This is a genomic window from Streptosporangium sp. NPDC049046 (assembly GCF_040649155.1).
GTDB lineage: Bacteria > Actinomycetota > Actinomycetes > Streptosporangiales > Streptosporangiaceae > Streptosporangium.
Genome location: NZ_JBEZEZ010000015.1, coordinates 106209 through 125670, shown reverse-complemented (window position 1 = coordinate 125670; position 19462 = coordinate 106209). Strand labels below are relative to the sequence as shown.

The 19462-nt window shown below is 70.4% G+C and carries 18 protein-coding genes and 1 pseudogene; 10 read left to right on the top strand and 9 right to left on the bottom strand.

Features of this window, described 5'->3' with window-relative positions; genetic code table 11:
- Window positions 1-226: 226 nt before the first annotated feature.
- Complete coding sequence (locus AB0B96_RS22365; RefSeq protein ID WP_362901385.1) at window positions 227-2065, bottom strand: discoidin domain-containing protein; 1839 nt, start codon at window positions 2063-2065, stop codon at window positions 227-229.
- 424 nt (window positions 2066-2489) lie between these two features.
- On the opposite strand from AB0B96_RS22365, the gene AB0B96_RS22360 reads away from it, so the two are divergent.
- Both AB0B96_RS22360 and AB0B96_RS22355 read left to right on the top strand, forming a co-directional pair.
- Window positions 2490-2999 carry a hypothetical protein gene (locus AB0B96_RS22360; RefSeq protein WP_362901383.1) on the top strand — a complete coding sequence of 170 codons (510 nt, stop codon included), beginning with the start codon at window positions 2490-2492 and terminating at the stop codon, window positions 2997-2999.
- A 381-nt stretch (window positions 3000-3380) separates the two neighbouring features.
- Window positions 3381-4352: pseudogene (locus AB0B96_RS22355) on the top strand (RNA polymerase sigma factor); the annotation flags it as partial.
- Between the two features lie 40 nt (window positions 4353-4392).
- Here the strand turns inward: AB0B96_RS22355 and AB0B96_RS22350 are convergent.
- Together AB0B96_RS22350 and AB0B96_RS22345 are read right to left on the bottom strand one after the other, a co-directional pair.
- Window positions 4393-5217: an NAD(P)H-binding protein gene (locus AB0B96_RS22350; RefSeq protein WP_362901516.1), complete on the bottom strand. Its 825-nt coding sequence runs from the start codon at window positions 5215-5217 to the stop codon at window positions 4393-4395.
- A gap of 302 nt (window positions 5218-5519) precedes the next feature.
- A complete protein-coding gene (locus tag AB0B96_RS22345; RefSeq protein ID WP_362901381.1) occupies window positions 5520-6008 on the bottom strand; it encodes a hypothetical protein in 489 nt (162 codons plus the stop codon).
- 132 nt (window positions 6009-6140) lie between these two features.
- On the opposite strand from AB0B96_RS22345, the gene AB0B96_RS22340 reads away from it, so the two are divergent.
- Together AB0B96_RS22340 and AB0B96_RS22335 are read left to right on the top strand one after the other, a co-directional pair.
- The gene (locus tag AB0B96_RS22340) at window positions 6141-7301 is read left to right on the top strand and encodes a histidine kinase (RefSeq protein WP_362901379.1); all 1161 of its coding nucleotides are present in this window, start codon (window positions 6141-6143) and stop codon (window positions 7299-7301) included.
- Complete coding sequence (locus tag AB0B96_RS22335; RefSeq protein ID WP_362901377.1) at window positions 7298-7954, top strand: response regulator transcription factor; 657 nt, start codon at window positions 7298-7300, stop codon at window positions 7952-7954. Before AB0B96_RS22340 ends, AB0B96_RS22335 begins: the two co-directional genes overlap by 4 nt.
- A gap of 20 nt (window positions 7955-7974) precedes the next feature.
- Here AB0B96_RS22335 and AB0B96_RS22330 read toward each other — a convergent pair whose 3' ends face one another.
- Window positions 7975-8454 (bottom strand): Lrp/AsnC family transcriptional regulator, encoded by a 480-nt coding sequence (locus AB0B96_RS22330; RefSeq protein ID WP_362901375.1) that lies wholly within the window; start codon window positions 8452-8454, stop codon window positions 7975-7977.
- Window positions 8455-8563: 109 nt separating this feature from the next.
- Here AB0B96_RS22330 and AB0B96_RS22325 point away from each other — a divergent pair, with 109 nt between their 5' ends.
- Entirely contained in the window at window positions 8564-9712 is a 1149-nt protein-coding gene (locus AB0B96_RS22325; protein ID WP_362901373.1) for a Glu/Leu/Phe/Val dehydrogenase dimerization domain-containing protein, read from the top strand.
- Here AB0B96_RS22325 and AB0B96_RS22320 read toward each other — a convergent pair.
- Complete coding sequence (locus AB0B96_RS22320; RefSeq protein ID WP_362901371.1) at window positions 9654-10103, bottom strand: Lrp/AsnC family transcriptional regulator; 450 nt, start codon at window positions 10101-10103, stop codon at window positions 9654-9656. The genes AB0B96_RS22325 and AB0B96_RS22320 overlap by 59 nt on opposite strands.
- 34 nt (window positions 10104-10137) lie before the next feature.
- Between AB0B96_RS22320 and AB0B96_RS22315 the strand changes: the two genes are divergently transcribed.
- A complete protein-coding gene (locus AB0B96_RS22315; RefSeq protein WP_362901369.1) occupies window positions 10138-11025 on the top strand; it encodes an SMP-30/gluconolactonase/LRE family protein in 888 nt (295 codons plus the stop codon).
- A gap of 360 nt (window positions 11026-11385) precedes the next feature.
- Window positions 11386-12324: a type II CAAX endopeptidase family protein gene (locus tag AB0B96_RS22310; RefSeq protein WP_362901367.1), complete on the top strand. Its 939-nt coding sequence runs from the start codon at window positions 11386-11388 to the stop codon at window positions 12322-12324.
- A gap of 96 nt (window positions 12325-12420) precedes the next feature.
- Here the strand turns inward: AB0B96_RS22310 and AB0B96_RS22305 are convergent, their stop codons facing one another.
- Window positions 12421-13023: a histidine phosphatase family protein gene (locus AB0B96_RS22305; protein WP_362901365.1), complete on the bottom strand. Its 603-nt coding sequence runs from the start codon at window positions 13021-13023 to the stop codon at window positions 12421-12423.
- A 234-nt stretch (window positions 13024-13257) separates the two neighbouring features.
- On the opposite strand from AB0B96_RS22305, the gene AB0B96_RS22300 reads away from it, so the two are divergent.
- Complete coding sequence (locus AB0B96_RS22300) at window positions 13258-13572, top strand: metalloregulator ArsR/SmtB family transcription factor (RefSeq protein WP_362515601.1); 315 nt, start codon at window positions 13258-13260, stop codon at window positions 13570-13572.
- Between the two features lie 36 nt (window positions 13573-13608).
- Window positions 13609-14538 carry an SRPBCC family protein gene (locus AB0B96_RS22295; RefSeq protein ID WP_362901363.1) on the top strand — a complete coding sequence of 310 codons (930 nt, stop codon included), beginning with the start codon at window positions 13609-13611 and terminating at the stop codon, window positions 14536-14538.
- A 154-nt stretch (window positions 14539-14692) separates the two neighbouring features.
- On the opposite strand, the gene AB0B96_RS22290 is transcribed toward AB0B96_RS22295, so the two are convergent.
- Window positions 14693-15295, bottom strand: a complete 603-nt coding sequence (locus AB0B96_RS22290) for a TetR family transcriptional regulator (RefSeq protein ID WP_362901361.1) — start codon at window positions 15293-15295, stop codon at window positions 14693-14695.
- A gap of 71 nt (window positions 15296-15366) precedes the next feature.
- Between AB0B96_RS22290 and AB0B96_RS22285 the strand changes: the two genes are divergently transcribed.
- Window positions 15367-16194, top strand: coding sequence for a class I SAM-dependent methyltransferase (locus AB0B96_RS22285; RefSeq protein ID WP_362901359.1), 828 nt, complete (start codon window positions 15367-15369; stop codon window positions 16192-16194).
- 164 nt (window positions 16195-16358) lie between these two features.
- Here the strand turns inward: AB0B96_RS22285 and AB0B96_RS22280 are convergent, their stop codons facing one another.
- On the bottom strand, window positions 16359-18284 hold the full coding sequence (locus AB0B96_RS22280; protein ID WP_362901357.1) for a hypothetical protein: 1926 nt from the start codon (window positions 18282-18284) through the stop codon (window positions 16359-16361).
- Between the two features lie 187 nt (window positions 18285-18471).
- The gene (locus AB0B96_RS22275; RefSeq protein ID WP_362901355.1) at window positions 18472-19455 is read right to left on the bottom strand and encodes an acetylxylan esterase; all 984 of its coding nucleotides are present in this window, start codon (window positions 19453-19455) and stop codon (window positions 18472-18474) included.
- Window positions 19456-19462 lie beyond the last annotated feature (7 nt).

The following is a 19462-nucleotide window of genomic DNA, read 5'->3' as shown; positions in this document are numbered from 1 at the left end:
GCGCGGGGGCTAGGGGGCGGGGGGGGGGGGGGGGGGGGGCCCCCCCGGCCCCCCCCCCCCCCCCCCCCCGTCCGATAGGCCCGTGCCTGCGATGCCGCTCCTGCCGGGCACGTCCGGCATACGCTCACCAGCTCGTATCCGCTCGTATCCGTGAGGCCGGTCGGGACGAACCGTCGTCCCGACCGGCCTCACGCGTTCTCGATCATCGAACGCGCACGGTGGGCCACTAGGAGGAATAGACCTCGAAGGCGGAGAGCTGCCCGGCGGGCCAGCCGGTGTTGCCCGTGATGTTCAGCCGTACGTACCTTTTCGCCGTCGCCGGGAAGGTGATGGTCACGGTGTTGCCGGTAGCCGGGTCGAAGACGTGGCCCCGCGACGGCACCACCGTCTCGAAGTCGCCGCCGGACGAGGCCTGCACCGACAGTGTCTGGGTGCGCGTGCCCCAGGCCGCGGACGGCGGCAACCTCAGCACCAGGCGCCCGACGGAGACCTGGGCGCAGAGGTCAACGGTGATCGACTGAGGGAAGGTGTGGTTGGCGCTCTCCCAGTAGGTGTTCGCGTCGCCGTCGACCGCGTTGGCCGCCACGTAGTTCTGGGTGACGCTGCTCGCGCTGACCACCTTGTTCCTGGCCAGGTCTCCGGTACCGGGAGAGCATCCGGGTGGGGGCCCGGTCGTCGCGGTCACCGTGCCGGAGGGCGGCGAGGTGTTCTGCGCGGCGTCCCTGGCGACCACGTAGAAGCTGTAGGAGGTCGACGGCGTGAGACCGGTGACGGTGAACGACGTTCCCGTGGTGCTGCCCACCTTGACGTCGGTGGCGCCCGCCTCGCGGTAGACGTCGTAGCCGGTCACCCCGACGTTGTCGGTGGCCGCGGTCCAGCCCACCGTGATGCTCGTGCCGGAGGCCGGGACGGCGCGCGCGGCACCCGGCGCGGTCGGGGGCTGGGTGTCTCGCGTGCCGCCGGTCCTGCGGGTCTCGAACTCCGTCGCCCAGTACTTCGTCCGGTCCAGGTAGGCGGTCTCCGCCGCGGTCCCCGTCCTGCCATAGGCGCCGTCGAAGGTCTGGTAGCCGAACCCGCCCGGCGGGGTGGAGTCCGCGGGCTCGATGGAGCTGCCCTCGTGCCACTCGTTGAACGAGGTGATGGAGACCCAGGTCGGCAGGCCGCCCTTGGCCGGGTCGAGGGCGTTGGACCACTCCAGGTCGTAGGTGGCACCGTTGGCGCGGCCCAGGGTCGGGGTGGTGTTGCCCGGCACCGCGCGGTCGTCGATGTAGCCGGGAGCCACCGAGGGCGCCCAGATGAGGTTGTTCCGCTTGGCGTACGCGCTCGCGTTGGCCCAACCGGGCGCGGTGGCACCGGCGATCCCGTCGTAGGTGTACATACCGGAGAAGTGCGCGATCTTCGACGTGTCGGTGGTCTGGGCGAGCACGATGTTGCCCGCGGTGACCTGGTCGAGCGCGGCCCAGTCGGTGATCCTCAGGCTCTCGAAGACGTAGAACGCCGCCCGATCGCCGTGCTCGGCGTCACGGTAGAAGGCCGGGTGGGAGCCGTAGCGGGTGTTGATGTAGCGGATGTCCTCGACGGTGGAGGCCGCCGTGCGCCCCTCGTACGGCTCCAGGTGCCAGGCGACCTTGACGCCGTACCGCGCGGCGGCGTCCATCACGCCCCGGGTGAGCCTGTCCTCGAAGCTGTCGCGACCCCACCAGCTGTAGACGATGACGCCGACCCCGGCCTGCTTGATCCACTGCATGTGCCTGGTGACGGCGCCCGCGTAGTCGCCGGAGTCGTAGGCGCCCAGGCTGGGGTACAGGTCGGCGCCCACGTCGTTGGGCGGGGTGCGTCCGCCCTGCTGCCAGTGCCGCCACTCCCCGCTCGTCTGGGGGTTGCCGTACCAGGAGTAGTAGAAGAGATGGACGTTGGAGGACTGCTCGGGCACGGCCGCGCCGCGTGCCGGGAGCGGTGTCTGGGCTCCGGCCCAGCACAGGGTGGCCAGCAGCAGCGCGAGGACGATCTGGGCGCGTCGCCCGGTATGGCGTAAGCGGCTGACAGATTGATCGGATGTCTTCATCGGCTGACCCTTCGTCACGCGAGGCCGGATCGCCGCGGTCGACGTGACATGCGGTCGCCGCGATCCGGCCGGTGGGGGGCGGAGAGACTGCCGCCGTCACCGACGGAGATCGGCGAACGGCGCTGCGAACACCATAGGATGACAGGCAGATGTCTGCAATGTTTCTACTTATTTTCGCAAAAATATGCCTTAAGAGTGGCTTTATGTGATGCAACAACCGACAGAGTGCGATGAGAGGGCGGGGAACGAAACGCCGATCTGGAACGGTCCGATGTTTCACTTCCCGAATCGCCGAGAGACGTCCGGAGCCCGAGCCCCACGCGGGTGATCATCGCAGGGTTCAATACCTATACAAAACGCCCGAAAGGCCTCACCAGCACGAATTCGCGTTGACCGGCCACCGGGGATTGGCCATATTTGCGCAATGATTCGTCTACGTCCCCTCGCGGGAGCGATCCTCGCGTCCGTCCTGCTGACCGGCTCCCTCGCCGCCCCCGCCACCGCCTCAGCCCAGGAGACCGTCGCCGTCTCCTCCACCGAGGCCGCCGCACGACCCGGTAACGGCAAGATCCTCTACAACCGCATCAGCGGCGGCCGGGGCAAGCTGAAGGTGAAGAACGGCACCGGCAGGGACGCCGTCGTCACGCTGGTCCGCGGCAGGTCCAAGGCGATCAGCGTCTACGTCCGCGCCCGGTCCACCGCCACCGCCACCGGTGTGCGGGACGGCAACTACACCATCTTCTTCACCTCCGGCCACCGGTTCAACACCTCCCGGGGCAGGTTCGCCCAGTCCCCCTCCTACCAGCGCTTCACCGACCGGCTGAGGTTCACCACGACCACGACCAGCTCGACCATCTGGACCCTCACCCTCAACCCGGTCAGGGGTGGCAACGCCAGGACGACCGGCGTCAACCCGAACGACTTCCCGTCCTGATCCGACCCGATCCTGTCCGCCCCTTGTCCCCTCCTCGCGGACTCGGTCGGATACGGCGGACTCAGTTCCCCGCTCCCCCACCCGTACGTCCATCACCACGGCAACACCCGCAGCGTCGCCGGTCACAACCGCAGGGCCGCCTTTCCCCCACGGGGAAAGGCGGCCCTGCGCCCGTTCGGAGGTGGAAAGGGACCCAGCACCTGTAGGCAGCGGAGCCGATCAGCTCCAGGCGAAGGACGCGACGGCGAGCCAGGCGACGCAGCACACCGTCGCGGGACGTACCTTGAACTGCACAGGTTGTTGTATCCGACCAGACCTGGGGAAGGTGTGAACGCCATGGAAGCCGCTACCGTGGAAGGCACCGTTGAGGTTGTCGAGGCCGAAGAAGAGCTCGTTCTGACCGACGACGACGAGGCGCCCGCAGCCCTGGAAGCGAGCGTCGGAGCCAGCACCGACCCCGTCAAGGACTATCTCAAGCAGATCGGCAGGATCTCCCTGCTCAACGCCGAGCAGGAGGTCGAGCTCGCCCGGCGCATCGAGGCAGGGCTGTTCGCCACCGAGCGGCTCAACGACGGCGCCCGGCTTCAGCCCGACGTGCGCGCGGAGCTCGAATGGCTCGCCGAAGACGGCCACCGGGCCAAGAACCACCTGCTGGAGGCCAACCTGCGCCTGGTGGTGTCGCTGGCCAAGCGCCACACCGGCCGGGGCATGCTGTTCCTGGACCTGATCCAGGAGGGCAACCTGGGGCTGATCCGCGCCGTGGAGAAGTTCGACTACACCAAGGGATTCAAGTTCTCCACGTACGCCACCTGGTGGATCAAGCAGGCGATCACCCGGGCGCTCGCCGACCAGGCCCGCACCATCCGCATCCCCGTTCACATGGTCGAAGTGATCAACAAGCTGGCGCGGGTGCACCGGCAGATGACGACCGACCTGGGCCGCGAGCCCACCCCTGAGGAGCTGGCCGTGGAGCTGGAGATGACCCCGGAGCGGGTCGTCGAGGTCCAGGGATACGGGCGGGAGCCGATCTCCCTGCACAGCCCGCTGGGCACCGAGGGCGACAGCGAGTTCGGCGACCTCATCGAGGACTCCGAGGCGATCACCCCCGAGGACGCGGTGGCCTCCGCGCTGCTGCAGGAGCAGTTGCACACCATCCTGGACGCGCTGTCGGAGCGTGAGGCCGGGGTGGTGGCGATGCGGTTCGGGCTCGGTGACGGGCGGCCCAAGACCCTTGAGGAGATCGGACGCGCCTACGGGGTGACCCGCGAGCGCATCCGGCAGATCGAGTCCAAGACCATGACGAAGCTGCGCCACCCCTCGCGCTCGCGGGCCCTGCGCGACTATCTGACCTGAGCGCCCCCGGCCGGCCCGCGTCCGCACAGGCCGGTGACGCTCAGCCGGCCGTACGGGCGACGAGGGCGGTGACCGTCTCCTCCAGGCCCGACGGCGGCCGCCCCAGCAGGCGCGCGAGGTCGGAGCCGGTCGTGGCGAGGGCACCGGCGCGCACCGCGGGGAACACGCCCCCCAGCCAACCGGCCTCCGCGTCGGTGATCTCCCGATGCTCGATCGGCCTGCCCAGAACACGGGTGAGAACCTCGGCGAGCTCCGGATAGGTCCACAGCGGACCGAGCAACTCGTAGGTCGCGTTCTCGTGCCCGGAACCGGTGAGGGCGGCACTCGCGGCCAGCGCCAGGTCACGCAACCTCGCGGTGTTGAGCGGCCGGCCACCGGTGGAGGAGGTGATCTCACCCTCTTTTCCCGCCTGGACAAGCGCAGCGCCCAGGAACGCCTCGGAGTAGAGGGCGTTGCGCAGCACGGTGTAGGCCGGACCCGCCTCGCGGAGCGCCCTCTCCGTCGCCGTGTGGTCGGCGACGGGGCCCCGGCCGTCCTCCGCGCCCACGGCGCTGGTGTAGACGACGCGGCGCACCCCCGCCCGGACGGCGGCCTCGACGACGGTGCGGTGCTGCCGCACGCGGACTCCGGGCGTCATGTCCGGCCCGGACACCAGGAGCAGCACCTCGATCCCGGCGAGCGCGGCGTCGACGGACGCGGCGTCGTCATGATCACAGTGCCGCACCTCGACACCGCCGCCGAGCAGGTCCTCCGCCTTCTTCGGGGTACGGGCGAGCGCGACGAGGTCGCGGGCGGGGACCCTGGCGAGCAGGTCCTCGATGACGAGCCTTCCGAGATTTCCCGTGACACCGGTCACAGCGATCATGGTCAACGGCGTTTCCTCTCCTCTTCCGCGGCTTCCCCGCGGCCTTTCCACGGGTTTCCCGCGAGCCCTCCCGGACTCCGCACCCGTTCCGCGTGGACGGCCCCGTCGACGGCCCGTCGACGGCCGGGAGATGCCCGGGGAGCGTACCGGCGAAGGCGCACCGGCCGCCTCGGATTTAATTCCCGCCACGACGAGCCCCGCGGCACGAAGGATCGCCGGACCGAACGGACACGCCGTCTCGGGAGCGGGCCACCACCCGCGCCCGGCGAAGGGAGCCGCCGTCTCCCGCCGTGGCGCGTCCTTCAGGCTTCCCTGGCACCCGAGGGAACGACCTTGCCGAGCCCCCAGGCGACGAGGCCGGTGATCGCTCCGACGATCACCCCGGTGAAGACACTGCTCACCGCGGCGAAGAGGCGCAGGATGAGGGACTGTACCGCCGGGTCGACGTCGCCCAGGTTTCCACCGAGTACGGGCGGGTTGTCGCCGAAGGCGGCCTCCCAGAGCACCTGATGTCCCACGGCCAGGAAGACGCCGTAGAACAGGCCCACGACGAGGAGGGTGAGGAAGGGGTTGGGTACTCGTTTCCAGAGGACGACCGCGATCCATACGACCGGCGGCACGAAGACGAACAGGGCGTTCACGAAGGTGCCCTCGTGGATGATGTCCAGGTCGTGAAGCACGACCCGGGGCGCGGCGAGAAGAGCGAGGCCGATCACAGCGATCAGGGGCAGCCCGAGCGCCGGGTGCCTTCGGGCGAGCGGCCCACGCGGCGAGGTGTTGTGAGAGGTCATGGCCTCAAACTAGAAAGCGCGAGGGGCGTGGCACATCCGTGTCCGATCTCGACACCCGTACGTCGGAAGGCGACTTTCCGTGTCGCCTCACGTGGACTGTGGAGCGCCACGACGGCGCCGTAGGGTGGCTGCGTGGTCGAAGAACGGCGTGTTCAGGCACGAAGAAAACTCCCGCCCTGGGCGGTCGACGCCCTGATCGGCGTGGGTGTCACCCTCGTGCTGTCGATCGTCATCTCCGCCGGCCAGGGAGGACGGCAGAGCCCGGACCCGATCGCCCATCTGTGGGCCGTGGGCCTGGGGGCGCTGATGCTCGTCCGGCGACGCCACCCGACGGCCGTGCTCGCCGTCACCGCCCTGGGTTTGTTCGCGTACTACGCCGCCGGTCACCCGGCCGTGGGAGTGGCCGTTCCCGTCGCCGCGGCGCTGTTCTCGGCGGCCGAGTTCGGCCGGCTCGTCCACGCCGTCGTCACCGCCACCGTCGTGATCGCGGTCTCGCTGTTCTTCCGCCTCATCGAGGGTGAGGACTTCTCGTTCGTCGTCGGCTACGAGCTGGCCGGGCACGTCCTGCTCATGGCCGCGGCGATCGCCCTGGGAGACGGCCTGAGGTCGAGAAGGACCGTGCAGGCGGGGGCGAGGCGGATCGCCGAACTCACCGCCCAGCGCTACCGGCAGGAGGCCGACGCCCGACTTCACGCCGAACGCCTCGCCATAGCGCGAGAGCTGCACGACTCGATCGGTCACACGACCTCCGTCATCTCCCTGCACGCCGATGTCGCCCGCGAGTCGCTCGGCCACGACGAGGCACGGACCCGGGCGGCCCTCGAACTGATCAAGTCCACCACCACGCGCACGATGAGCGAGCTGCGCAGGACCGTCGCCCTCCTCCGCACCCCCGGCGAGAATCCGAGGTCGGTCCTCTCACTGTCGAGCGTGGGCTCACTGCGTGAGACGGCCGCCGCGGCGGGGATCGACCTCGACCTCGAGATTCGCGTCACCACCGAGCTTCCCGCGACGGTCGACGCCTGCGCGTTCAGAATCGTCCAGGAGGCGGTCACCAACATCGTCAAGCACTCCCACGGCACCCGCGCCCGCGTCGTCGCGCTCGACGACGGAGCGGTCCTGCGCCTGTCCGTGACCGACGACGGCCCCGGGCAGGGCCCCGACAGCGGAGCGGGGCACGGCATCGCCGGGATGCGCGAGCGCGCGGAGACGCTCGGGGGCACCCTGACGGCCGGACGCGAGTCCACGGGTTTCACCGTCCGAGCCGTCCTTCCACTGGAGCAGACATCATGATCAGGGTGGTCATCGCCGACGACCAGGAGCTCGTACGCGCGGGCCTGCGAGCACTCCTCGAAAACGATCCGGACATCACCGTCGCCGGAGAGGCGTCCAGCGGACGCGCGGCGCTCTCCCTCGTCCGGGAGCTCCGCCCGGACGTCGTGCTCATGGACATCCGCATGCCCGGTATGAACGGACTCGAGGCGACCGCGGCCATCCGCGCCGACGACTCCCTGGACGGCTCACGGGTGCTGATCCTCACCACCTTCGACGACGAGGAGGACATCGTCGAGGCCGTCACGCTCGGCGCCGCCGGTTACCTCCTCAAGGACACTCCGTCGGAGGACCTCCGCAAGGCGGTGCGCACGGCCGCCGAAGGGGGGAACGTGCTCTCCCCCGCGATCGCGCGGCGCGTCATGGAACGCCTCGCCCGGGCCCCGAGACCACCCGCGCGCGACCCTCGGCTCGCCACCCTCACCGAAAGGGAACTCGCCGTCCTGACCCGGATCGGGTACGCCGAGACCAATGACAGGATCGCCGCGGCCCTCTTCATCAGCCCGGCCACCGTACGCACCTACGTCAGCCGGATCCTGACCAAACTCGACGCGCGGGACCGCACGGCACTCGCCGTCATCGCTCACCGCTCGGGCCTCGGCACCGGCGAGTAGCGGCAGGCGAGACCTCGCGCTCAGTTCGCGGGTGTGGACGTCACGTCGGGGAGCCTCGCCGGGGCGGTGTCGTGCACCTGCTGGAAGATCACCGAAGTGCGGAAACCCGCGATCTCGCGGCGCTTGCTGAGCCGGTCCAGCAGGAAGGCGTGCAGGTGGTCGAGGTCCTGGACCGCCACGTGGAGAAGGAAGTCGTCGCCACCGGCCAGCACGAAGACGCTGAGCACCTCGGGCAGGGCGCTCGCCGAGTCTTTGAAGGTGTCGATGACGGTGCGGCTGAGCGGGCGTACCTGCACGGAGACGAGAGCCTGGACACCGCGGTTCAGGGCCGCGGGGTCGATGTCGGCGTGATAGCCGCGGATGACCCCGCGGCGGGTGAGCGCCCTCACGCGTTCCAGGCAGGTCGAGGGCGCGATCCCGAGTTTGCGGGCCAGCTCACGATTGGACTGCCGCGCATCCGTTTGGAGAAGCCGGATGATCTCCGAATCAAGTTCGTCCATGACCGGTATTTTGCCGGTCGTTCCAGCCATACGTTCGATCGGAACCCTGAGCCGCGACCGGATATCCGATTCTTGGACCCGGACACCGATCACATGAAGGGATCGTCATATGCCAGGGTTCGACCATGAGCAGGTCGCGGTTCACACGGGGCCGCGCTCCGGCCTGCCCGTCATCGTCGCCGTCCATTCGACGGCGCTCGGCCAGGCGGTCGGCGGGTGCCGGATCTGGAACTACCCCGACTGGCGGGACGGCCTCTCCGACGCGTTGCGCCTGTCGGCCGGCATGACCGCCAAGTGCGCGGTGGCCGGACTGGCCAACGGTGGCGGCAAGACCGTCGTCGCCGTCCCCGAAGGGGTCGAACTCGATCCGGTCCGCCGCCGTCACGTGCTGCACGACGTCGCGGACGTCATCGCCTCCCTGGACGGCAGGTACGCCACCGGCCCGGACGTCGGGACCGGCCCGGCCGACATGGCGGTCATCGGCGAGCGCACCCCCCACGTGTTCTGCAGACCCGCGCGACAGGCCGGCAGCGGCGACTCCTCTCCGCACACCGCGGCCGGGACGCTCGCCGCGCTGCGCGCCGTCGGCAGGCGGCTCCACGGCACCCCGGGCCTCACCGGTCGCCGTCTGGCCGTGATCGGCCTGGGCAACGTGGGCGAGAAGATCGTCCGCCTGCTCGCCGCCGAGGGAGCCGAACTCCTCGTCGGCGACATCGATCCCGGCAAGCGGGCACTCGCCGACGAGGTCGGCGCCACCTGGGGCGAGCCCGCGCAGGTCGTCACCGCGGACGTCGACATCCTGGTGCCCGCCGCCCTCGGCGGCGTCCTCACCGAGGAGATCGTGCCCGGCCTGCGGTGCGCCGCCATCGCGGGGCCCGCGAACAACCAGCTCACCACCCCGGCCGTCGCCGACCTGCTGCACCGCCGCGACATCATCTGGGTGCCCGACTACGTCGTCAGCGCGGGCGGGGTGATCCACGCCCTCACCGTCGAACTCGACCGCGGAACCGCCGACGAGGTGCTCGCCCGCGTCCAGAACATCGAGGACACCGTCACCACCCTGCTCGCCACCTCGGAGCGCACCGACACCACCCCCGCGCGGGCCGCTTCCGAACTGACCCGGCTCCGCCTGCGCGCGGCCGCCGCCTCGCGCCGTTCCGGGCCCGGCTTCGATCGAGGTGGACCAGGTCACGAGGCCTTCACGCATCCTGGTAAGGGAGATGCAGGCCACGCTCGAAGAAGCTCTCCAGCACCATGATGGTTCGCGTCCCGACCACCCCCTCGATCTCGAAAAGCCTGCGCAGCACCTCCTGCAGTTCCCTGGTGCTCGCCGTGCGCACCTTGACCAGCAGTGACGCCGGTCCCGCGATGACGTGCGCCTCCTCGATCTCGGGAATCGCGAGCAGTGCCTCGCCCGACGCGCCCATCCATGCCTGCCCCTCCACGAGCACGAATGACAGCACACCTCTGCCCGCGGCGACGGGATCGACCTCGATGGTCGTCCGCCGGATCAGCCCTCGTTCGCGCAGCTTGCGCACCCGTTCGTGCGCGGCGCCGCTCGACAATCCCACCTCGGCCCCGAGCGCGGCGTAGGACCGACCGGCGTCGTCCTGAAGGATGCCGATCAACATCTTGTCAATCCTGTCCATCGCCGTATCATATTCTGCGATCAAGGAGGATTACATGACGGAATCCATTGCCGCGGAGTTCGAGGTGCTCGACGAGCGGTTCGCCGACGTCGGGGGCGACAAGCGGATCGAGCGGATCCACCACGGTTGCCGATGGGCAGAAGGCCCCACCTACGTCCCGGCGGGCCGCTACCTGCTGTGGAGCGACATCCCCAACGACAGGATTCTCCGCTGGGACGAGATGACGGGAAACGTGGGTCCCTTCCGCGCTCCCGCGGGCTACACCAACGGTCACACCCTTGACCGGCAGGGCCGGCTGATCTCCTGCGAGCACGGCGCCCGGCGGGTGACCCGCACCGAGCACGACGGCTCCATCACCGTCATCGCCGACCGCTGGCAGGGCAAGCGCCTCAACAGCCCCAACGACGTGGTGGTCAGGTCGGATGACTCCGTGTGGTTCACCGACCCCAGGTACGGCATCGCCAGCGACTACGAGGGCCACCAGGCGGAGAGCGAGATCGGCAACGATCAGGTCTACCGTCTCGCCCCCGCCACCGGAGAGATCACGGCGGTGGCCGACGACTTCGCCCGCCCCAACGGCCTCGCCTTCTCGACGGACGAGTCCCTCCTCTACGTCGCCGACACCCAGCGCGGGCATCTGCGGGTCTTCGAGGTGCGGGGCACCGCCCTGGAGAACGGCAGGGTGCTCGCGGAATGCTCGGCGGGCGGCCTCGACGGGATCAGGCTCGACACCGCCGGCCGGATCTGGGCGGCGACGCACGAGGGAGTGCACTGCTTCGCCCCGGACGGCACCTTGATCGGCAAGCTCAGGCTTCCCGAGAAGACCTCCAACCTGGTCTTCGGCGGCCTCAAGCGCAACTGGCTGTTCATGACGGCCTCCACCTCCGTCTACGCGATCATGACCAACGTCCGCGGAGCGTGACCTTCCGAAAGCGGGACGGCGATCGGCTCGCGAATGCGACCGATACGCCGGGAAGCCTGGCGGAGTCACCGGGAACACGGGGAGAACATCGAGCTCGACGGGGCGCGTCCCGCCCTCCGACCTCGTAAACTCCGTAAACCCATCGAAATGGATCGACGCATCCGGACCGGTGGCGCCGCGCCGCGTTTCCTTCCGGCCCGAAGGCCGGAGTGTCCACCCCGGAGGTATTCGATGCACGTCCCCCAGGACCCCGGGTCCGAGGCGACGCCCCTCCAGCCTTCCGGCCCGCCGCCTCACCGGCCCGGTGTCCCCGACCCGTCCGGCGCGTACGGTCCGCCATCGGGCGCGTACGTTCCGCCCGTGGACCACTTCCCGCCCCCACCGAGGCACGAGCCCTGGATGGTGCCGGCGCCGCCCGGCAGCCGCTACGACCTGCTGGCGCGCACCCGCCTGCACGCCTGGTGGCGACCGGTGCTGGGCACGGTCGCGGGACTCGCGGGCCTCATGCTGGCCGGACTCGCCGTCATCCTCGGCGGTGCGACGCTCGGCGTGATCGTGGGCGCCGAGATGGGCGGATCCGAGGAGCAGATCTTCACCGATCCGGTGCTCGACCTGGGGATCAACCTGCTCTCGATCGCGGTCGTCCTGCCGATCGTGTACGGCGTGGTGGCGTGGATCCAGCGGCGCCCGCCCGGCACCCTCTCCTCGGTCGTCGGCCGCCTGCGGTGGCGGTGGATGGCGCGATGCACGGCGGTGGCGATCGGCGTCGTGGTGCTGGGCCAGGCCGCGGTCGCCGTCACCTACGTCGCCACCGGCGAAGACCTCGGCGAGCTGTTCGGCTGGGTCGGCTGGGAGCGCTTCCTGCCCGTTCTGGTCGTCACCCTGCTCCTGGTGCCCTTCCAGGCCGCCGCCGAGGAGTACGTCTTCCGGGGATGGCTGATCCAGGCGTTCGGCGCCTTCCTCTCCAATCCGTGGCCGGGCATCCTGCTGAGTACCGCCGCCTTCACCGCGGTGCACGCCTACGTCGACTGGGGCATCGTCGACGTCTTCGCCTTCGGTGCGCTGATGGGCTGGCTCGCGGTGCGGACCGGCGGCCTGGAGGCGGCCATCGCCCTGCACGTGGTCAACAACGTGCTGGCCTTCGGGGTCAGCGGAGCCGACGGCAGCCTGCCGGAGGCGCTGAAGCAGGGGTCGGTGCCCTGGCAGACCCTGGCGGGAACGGTCGTGCAGCTCGGCCTCTACGCGATCGTGGTCCTGGCCATGGCGAAGAGGCGGAGGATCGAGACCGTCTCCCCGTGACTCCCCGTGATCCTCCATGACTCCCCATGACTCCCCGTGGGCCTGGTTTCCCCCGCTTCCCCTTTGAGCCCCGACCCCGCCGATCCCCGCACCGTGTCAGAACGGCATGTCCCCCGATCGCCCGCCTTCGGGCGCCGACACCCTGTCGTCCGCGTGGAAAGCGGTCGGCACCACGTACTCCCATCCCTCTCGCCAGTCGAACGGCGCGTCCACCAGTTCCTCCAGCTCGCGGCCGTCGAGGAGGTGGTCCAGCGCCCATCTGTTGGCTGAGTGGGAGATCACCAGGACACGATGACCGTCCCAGGCGGCCGCGAGGTCACCGAGGAAGTCACGGGTCTGCTCCACTACCTGGCGGTAGCTCTGCCCGCCCGGCCACGGGATGTCGATGTGACGTGACCGCTCGTCGGCGAGCCGGATGACCGGCATGCCGTTGAGTTCGCCGTAATCGCACTCGCGGAGCCGCGCGTCTTGATGGATCGGGATGTCGGAGCCACCGAGGGCGATCTCGGCGGTCTCGACGGCGCGCCCCAGATCGGAGACGAACACGGCCGAGATCGCGTCATCACGACGGCGTTCCCCGAGTTCACGGGCGAATTCACGACCGCGCGGCGAGAGCGCGCCGGGAAGCCAGCCGGTGGCGATTCCCGCCTCGTTGTCGGTGCTGATCGAGTGCGTCTCGTAGACGAGCTCCACCGCCATCGCGAGACCTCCAAGATCTCCCGTCCGCCACACCGCCGGCGGCGGACCAACTGATCACGACTTCACACACCACGAAATCATCCGGGCAAGGACCGGCGAGAGACCTTCCGGGCGTCCGTTTCCGGACACTTCCATATCCGGCGCCGCGCCCGTACGGCCGATCCGAGCGACGCGTCCGAGCCGCCCTCCAGCGCTTCTTGACATCTTATATGCCAACTTGGCTATATTGCTGAAGTGGCAACCACATTCGAAGTACTTGCCGAGCCCCGGCGCAGGGAGATCCTCGATCTGCTCCGTACCGGCGAGCGTCCCGTGGGCGACCTGGTGGAGCGGCTCGCACTGACCCAACCGACGGTGTCGAAACACCTGAGGATCCTGCGCGAGGCGGGCCTGGTCGAGGTCAGGCACGACGCGCAGCGCCGGTGGTATCGACTGCGGCCCGAACCGCTCGCCGAGATAGCCGCCTGGCTTGAGCCCTACCGGAGCATGTGGAACGAGAGCCTGGACTCGCTCGAACGCCGCCTCGACGCCATGCCGGAAGAGATCTAACGAGACCCAAGAAAGGGCGACATAGTGGAAGAGCGATTGGCGACCCTGCGAACCGTCGGCGACCAACCGGTGCTGCGCTTCGAACGACGGCTGGCCCACTCCCCCGAGAAGGTCTGGAAAGCCGTCACCGACCCGGCCGAGATGGCCCACTGGTTTCCGGCGGCAGTAGAGAGCGAACCGTCCGTCGGTGCGGCGATGCGCTTCACCTTCGAGGGCGAGGGCGACCCCACTCACGGCCGGGTCCTGGAGTTCGACCCTCCGAAGGTGTACGCGTTCCGCTGGAACCAGGACGTGCTGCGCTTCGAGCTTCTCCCCGACGGGCCCGGCTGCCTGCTCGTCCTCACCCACGCGCTGGGAGGCGGCTGGACCGGCAGGCTGACCGCGGGCCGCACCGCGGCGGGCTGGGACCTCTGCCTGGCCGCGCTGCTGTCCAGGCTGGACGACGAGCCCTTCGAGCGGCCTCCGGGCTGGAGGAGCCGGATCGCGGACTACGTCGAGATCTTCGGCCTGGCCGAGGGGGAGACACGAAAGAGCGGAGACGACCACCTCGTCAGGTTCGCGCGCGACCTGATCTGGAAGCCCGTCGAGGAGGTGTGGAACATCCTCGTCGCGGGGGAAACACCCCGCCCTGGCGCGGAGCCCCCGGCGTGGTTCACGACCCCGCATGTGCCCGCGGGTTCTGTCACGCAGGCCGGAGCGCCGCGCGCCCTGGAATACGAGTGGCTCCATGAGGGCGAGCCCGCGGGACGGGTGCGTTGGGAGTTGGCGCACGACCCCGCACAAGGCACCCGGGTCGAGCTGACACAGACGCTTCCCGCCCGGCTGGCCGATCTCCGCGCGACGGCGCTCGCCGCCTGGCAGGCGCACCTGGAGGCGTTCTTCGCCACCGTCCAGGGCGAGACCCCCCACCCGCCGCAGGGCCGCGTCGAGGAGCTGCGGAAACTGTACGAGCACCGCCTGGGCTGACATCCGGACGTGGCACCGGACACCGGAGGCGGGGGGAATCGCCGCCGCGCCGTGGTGAAGCGTCCAAGCTCATGGACCGTCTTCGAGCCCGGGACCCCTCACGGGAACCCACCCGCACCCGGCGTCCCGCGTCGAGCGCCCGCCCCCGGGCGGTTCACAACAGTCGTCTCTGCACGACGTCGGCGATGACCGTGGTCACGACCTTGCCGACCTCTCCCTCCTCGGGCGGGGCGCCCGCCCGCCCGGCGAACATCAGGTGCCCGGCCCCGACCAGTGAGATCGCGAGCGAGTCGACGTCCGCGTCGACCGCGATGCGGCCCAGCTCGCACTCGTCGGCGAGGTAGGAGGCGATCATGGCCACGGCCTCCGCCATGACCGGGACTCCGTGGGGCGGCCCGGCCTGGCGCAGCCGGGCGCGCAGTTCGTCGCGGAAGACGATGAGGCCGACGATCGACACGGTGACCGGGTCGAACAGTTCCCTCAGCGCGCCGGTGAGGTTGGCGGCCACGGTGCCGGTCCCCGCGGAGTCGCGTAGGGCGGCGGCCTGGTCGCCGATTCCAGCGATGCGCTCTCGCACGAGTTCGGCGAGGAAGTCGTCGAAGTCGGCGAAGTGCCGGTGCAGGACCCCCTTGGCGACGTCCGCCTCTGTGGTGACCGCGCGGCTGGTCAGCGCGTTCGGCCCGTCCCTGAGCAGGACGCGCTCGGCGGCGTCGAACAGGTGCCTGCGCGCGTCGCGGATGTGCACCCCGGTCGGCACAGCGTGCCCCTCCCTCTCTTGACGGCCTTCACTCGATTGACGAGTGGGCATGCGCCCACTAAAGTGGGCGCATGCCCACTTTATCGCGGGAACAGCCCCGCCCTTCCGGTAAAGAGTCCCACAACGCCAGGCGGATGGCGGAGTCGTTCGGAGTGGACGCCGAACGCTACGACCGGACCCGGCCCCGCTACCCCGACGCCCTGGTGGAGCGGATCGTCGCCGCCGGCCCCGGACCCGATCTCCTCGACGTCGGGTGCGGCACCGGCATCGCGGCCCGGCAGTTCCAGGCGGCCGGTTGCCGGGTGCTCGGGGTCGAGCCCGACACGCGGATGGCCGAATTCGCCCGGGGCACCGGGGTCGAGGTGGAGGTCTCGACGTTCGAGGCCTGGGAAGACGCGGGCCGGACGTTCGACGCGGTGGTCGCGGGCCAGACCTGGCACTGGGTGGACCCGGTCGCCGGCGCCGCCAAGGCGGCACGGGTGCTGCGGCCCGGGGGCAGGCTGACGGTGTTCTCCCACGTGTTCGATCTCCCGCCCGCTCTCGCGGAGGCCTTCGCCACGGCCTACCGGCGGGTGGCACCCGACTCGCCGCTCGACCTCCAGTCGCAGAAGCGCCCCTCGGACCCCTACCAGGCGCTGTTCCCCAGGTTCGCCGACGGGGTGAGGGAGGCGGGCGGGTTCGGCGAGCCGGAGCGGTGGCGATTCGAGGAGGAGCACTCCTACACGCGCGACGAGTGGCTGGACATGGCGCCCACCAGCGGCGCCCTCACGCTGCTTCCGGCGGACCGACTGGCCGAGGTGCTGGAGGCCGTCGGGACCGCCATCGACGCGATCGGGAGCGGTTTCTCCGTGCCCTACACCACGCTGGCGATCACCGTGACGCGCACCGGCGCCGCCTGATCCGGCTTGCAGGACGGGCCGGGACGCTGCCCGGCCGCCGGAGCCGGCACGGGATTGACCCGGAAACCAGGGAAAAACCAGGAAAACGGCGAACGCCCCGGCTCGCCCCCCGAAGCCGCCTGTGAACGCGTTCGCCGAAGCACATTCACCGGCGGGGCGAGGTGTCAGCGTCCGGAACCCTCGGCGATCCTCGGCAGATCCCGCCAGGCGACGCCCGGGGGCGGGGCGGTCGCGCAGACGACGTAGCGGTGCGGGGTCAGGGCCGACATGCGGCCGGGCAGCAGGCTCAGGCAGGCCGAGTGCAGCGCCTCCGGAGTGGTCTTCGCCGACGTGAAGCACACCAGCCGATGCCCGAACCGTTCGTCGGCTTCCGCGGTGACGACCGTTTCCGCGAGGCGGGCCGCCGCGTCGCCGCCGGCCGTCCGCGCGAGCGCGTCCCTCACCAGGCGTTCGACCTCGGGGAGGTGGATCCAGCATCCGTCGACCAAGAGCCAGCCTTCGTCCCGGGAAACCGGGACGACGCCGGTGAGGGCGGTCAACTCGGTCAGCGGCACGTCCCGATCGCCCGCCTCGATGAGCAGCCGCGCGATCCCCTCGCCGAGGGCCCGCGCGTCGTCGCGGGGCAGGCAGCGCGGGTCGGCCCACAGGGTGACGTCGAGTTCGCCGTGCAGCCGGTGGACCCAGAGCGAGGCGCGTGTGGGCAGGGTGGCCGGTGGAAGCCAGACCGAGTGAACATCCTGACCGCTACGGCCGACCCGCGCGCCCCTGCCGGGGACGCTCATGTCGTTGAACACGAGATCCCTGGCGAAGAAGAGACCGCGCTCCCGCTGGACGTCCTCCATCACCCGGATGAGGGCGTCCGAGTCGAAGCGGCTGTTCCGGTACGCGGCCATCGCCGCCGAGCGCGCGCCGCGCAACACGGTGTCGAAGCCGTCCTCGCCGATCTCCACCGGGATCAGCGCGTCCTGGGCGAGCGGTCCGACGTACTCGCGCAACTCCGGCCGGAAGCGGTTCGCCGAGATGGACAGCACGACGACCGTCCGCAGGCGGGCCCGCACTCCGGCGAGTGCCGCCAGGGCCGCCAGCACCGCCGCCGACGGGCTCGCCCCGGTACGCGCGGAGATCCGCCCCAGCGCCCCGGCCGCCGGGACCGAGCGCACCCGCAGCCGGGGAAGCAACCAGTCCGTCTCGCCGTCCACGGCGACCGTGAGCGTGGACCGGGGCACCCCGCTCAGGTGGCCCTCCCAGTAGCGCAGCGCCGCCTCCGCCCGCCGTAGACCGGCCGGGGTGCGCTCGGCCGCCGCGACGTCGAGCGGCTGCGGCGCGGTCACCGGCGCGAGCGGTTTACCGAGGAGAAGTTCGTCCCACTCGGTGAGCAGTACGGCCAGCCCGGCCGCGTCCGTCGCGCTGTGCGTGGTCACCAGGACGACCTGCCGGGGTACGCCACCGGAGGTGATCACGGCGATCCGGAGCGGGATCTCCTCGGCCGGCGCGAAGCGCGTCCCGTGCAGCCGGCGCGCGACCTCCTCCGCGAGGTCGGCGTCGGGCGTCTCGGCGCGGATCCGAGCCGGTCCCCCGCCCTCGGCTCCCTCCGCACCATGCGCTCTCCCGTCCTGGGCTCCCCTCGTGCCCCGCGCCGCTCCGCTCTCCACGCCCTCCGGCCCGCCGGCCCATCCGCTCTCCACGTCCTTCTCGCTCACCGGAGCGTCCGCCCGGTTTCCGGCTGCGTCCGCTCCGGCCGAGAGCTCGCCGGTTTCGTGGACCTCGACGGTCACGCCTCCCTCGGCCAGAACCCGCTGGAGACCGTCATGGAAGGTCGTGCGCAGGGACTCGTGCCGGGTCACCAGCCCGATCACCGCCTTGGTGATCACGGCGAGCGTCGTGCCCGGCTGGAGCGCCCGCACGACGCGGTAGTTCATGTGCTCCGGCGGGTCGGTGAGCATGCAGCGGACCATGTTGGCCTGCCCCGTCGTCAACGGGCCGTGCCGCGCCCTCAAGCCGGAGAAACGTACGGCGAAGGAGTGCTCCGGGAGGTCGGGCCGGTGCGGGAGCCGGAACCGTTCCTGCCTGGACGAGAGCGGTCGTGCCACGGGGAGCCGCCAAACCGGAAAGTCCGTTATTGAAAAGTTTACTTACAGTTTCGGAGGTGACGTCAGTGAATCACGTCCACGGGAAAGGCGGCAACCCCCGTGGGTCGCCACCGGCCCCCCGTTCCACACCCGCGACGAGCGAACGGAGATTCCGCCGCCCCTCACTGTTACGCCGGAAACATGAATGTCAGGGAAGGATCTCTGCCAGCCACGCCGACTGCGCGGCGAGGTGGTGCGCCTGGCCGCCCTCGTGGCCGTTCCACTCGTACACCAGGACCTCCTTCGTGCCGCCGTAGTGGTTCACGCAGGCGTAGACGCCGGAGGGCGGGCAGATCTCGTCGCGCAGGGCGACCCCGAAGTGCGCCGGGCAGCGCGCGTCCCTGGCGAGGATCGCGACGTCGAAGTAGGCGAGCGTGGCGAAGGCCTGGTCGACGAGACGGTGATGCGTGTGACACCACGTCACCAACTCCGGGAACGGCCCGTCCGTGGCGACCTGCGTCGATCGCTTGATGTGACACAGGAACGGCACGTTGGGCATGGTGGCCGCCACGTCCGTGCGCAGCGAGGCGGCGACGAGGGCGAGCGCGCCACCCTGGCTCGTGCCGGTGGTCACCAGGCGGGCCGGGTCGGCGCCGGGCAACTGGGCCGCGGCCTCCACCGCGCGGACCGCGTCGGTGAACAGCCGCCGGTAGTAGTAGTGGTCCCGGTCGGGCAGCCCGTCGGTGAGGAAGCCCGGTACGTGCGGTCGCCCGGAAGCCCCCAGGTCGGCGGTGTCACCCGTCCGCCACGCGCTGCCCTGGCCCCGGGTGTCCATGATCAGGTGCGGGTGCCCGGCCGACGACCAGTACAGCCACTCGTGCGGCAGTCCCCGGCCACCGCCGTAACCGACGTACTCGACGATGGTCGGCAGGAGCCCGGCCCGGTCGCGCGGAACCAGGTACCACGCTTTGATCGGGTGCCCGCCGAAACCCGCGAAGGTGACGTCGTAGACGTCGACCGTACGCAGCGGGGTGTCCCGCACGAGTTCCGCCCGCACGTTCAGCGGAAACTCCTCCGCGGCGGCCAACGTGGCCGCCCAGAAATCATGGAGATCCGCCGGGGGGACGAGTTTCGGGCGGTAGTTTTCGAGTTGCTCCACGGCTATCTCGGTGAACATCTCGGGGTTGCTCAAGTTCGAC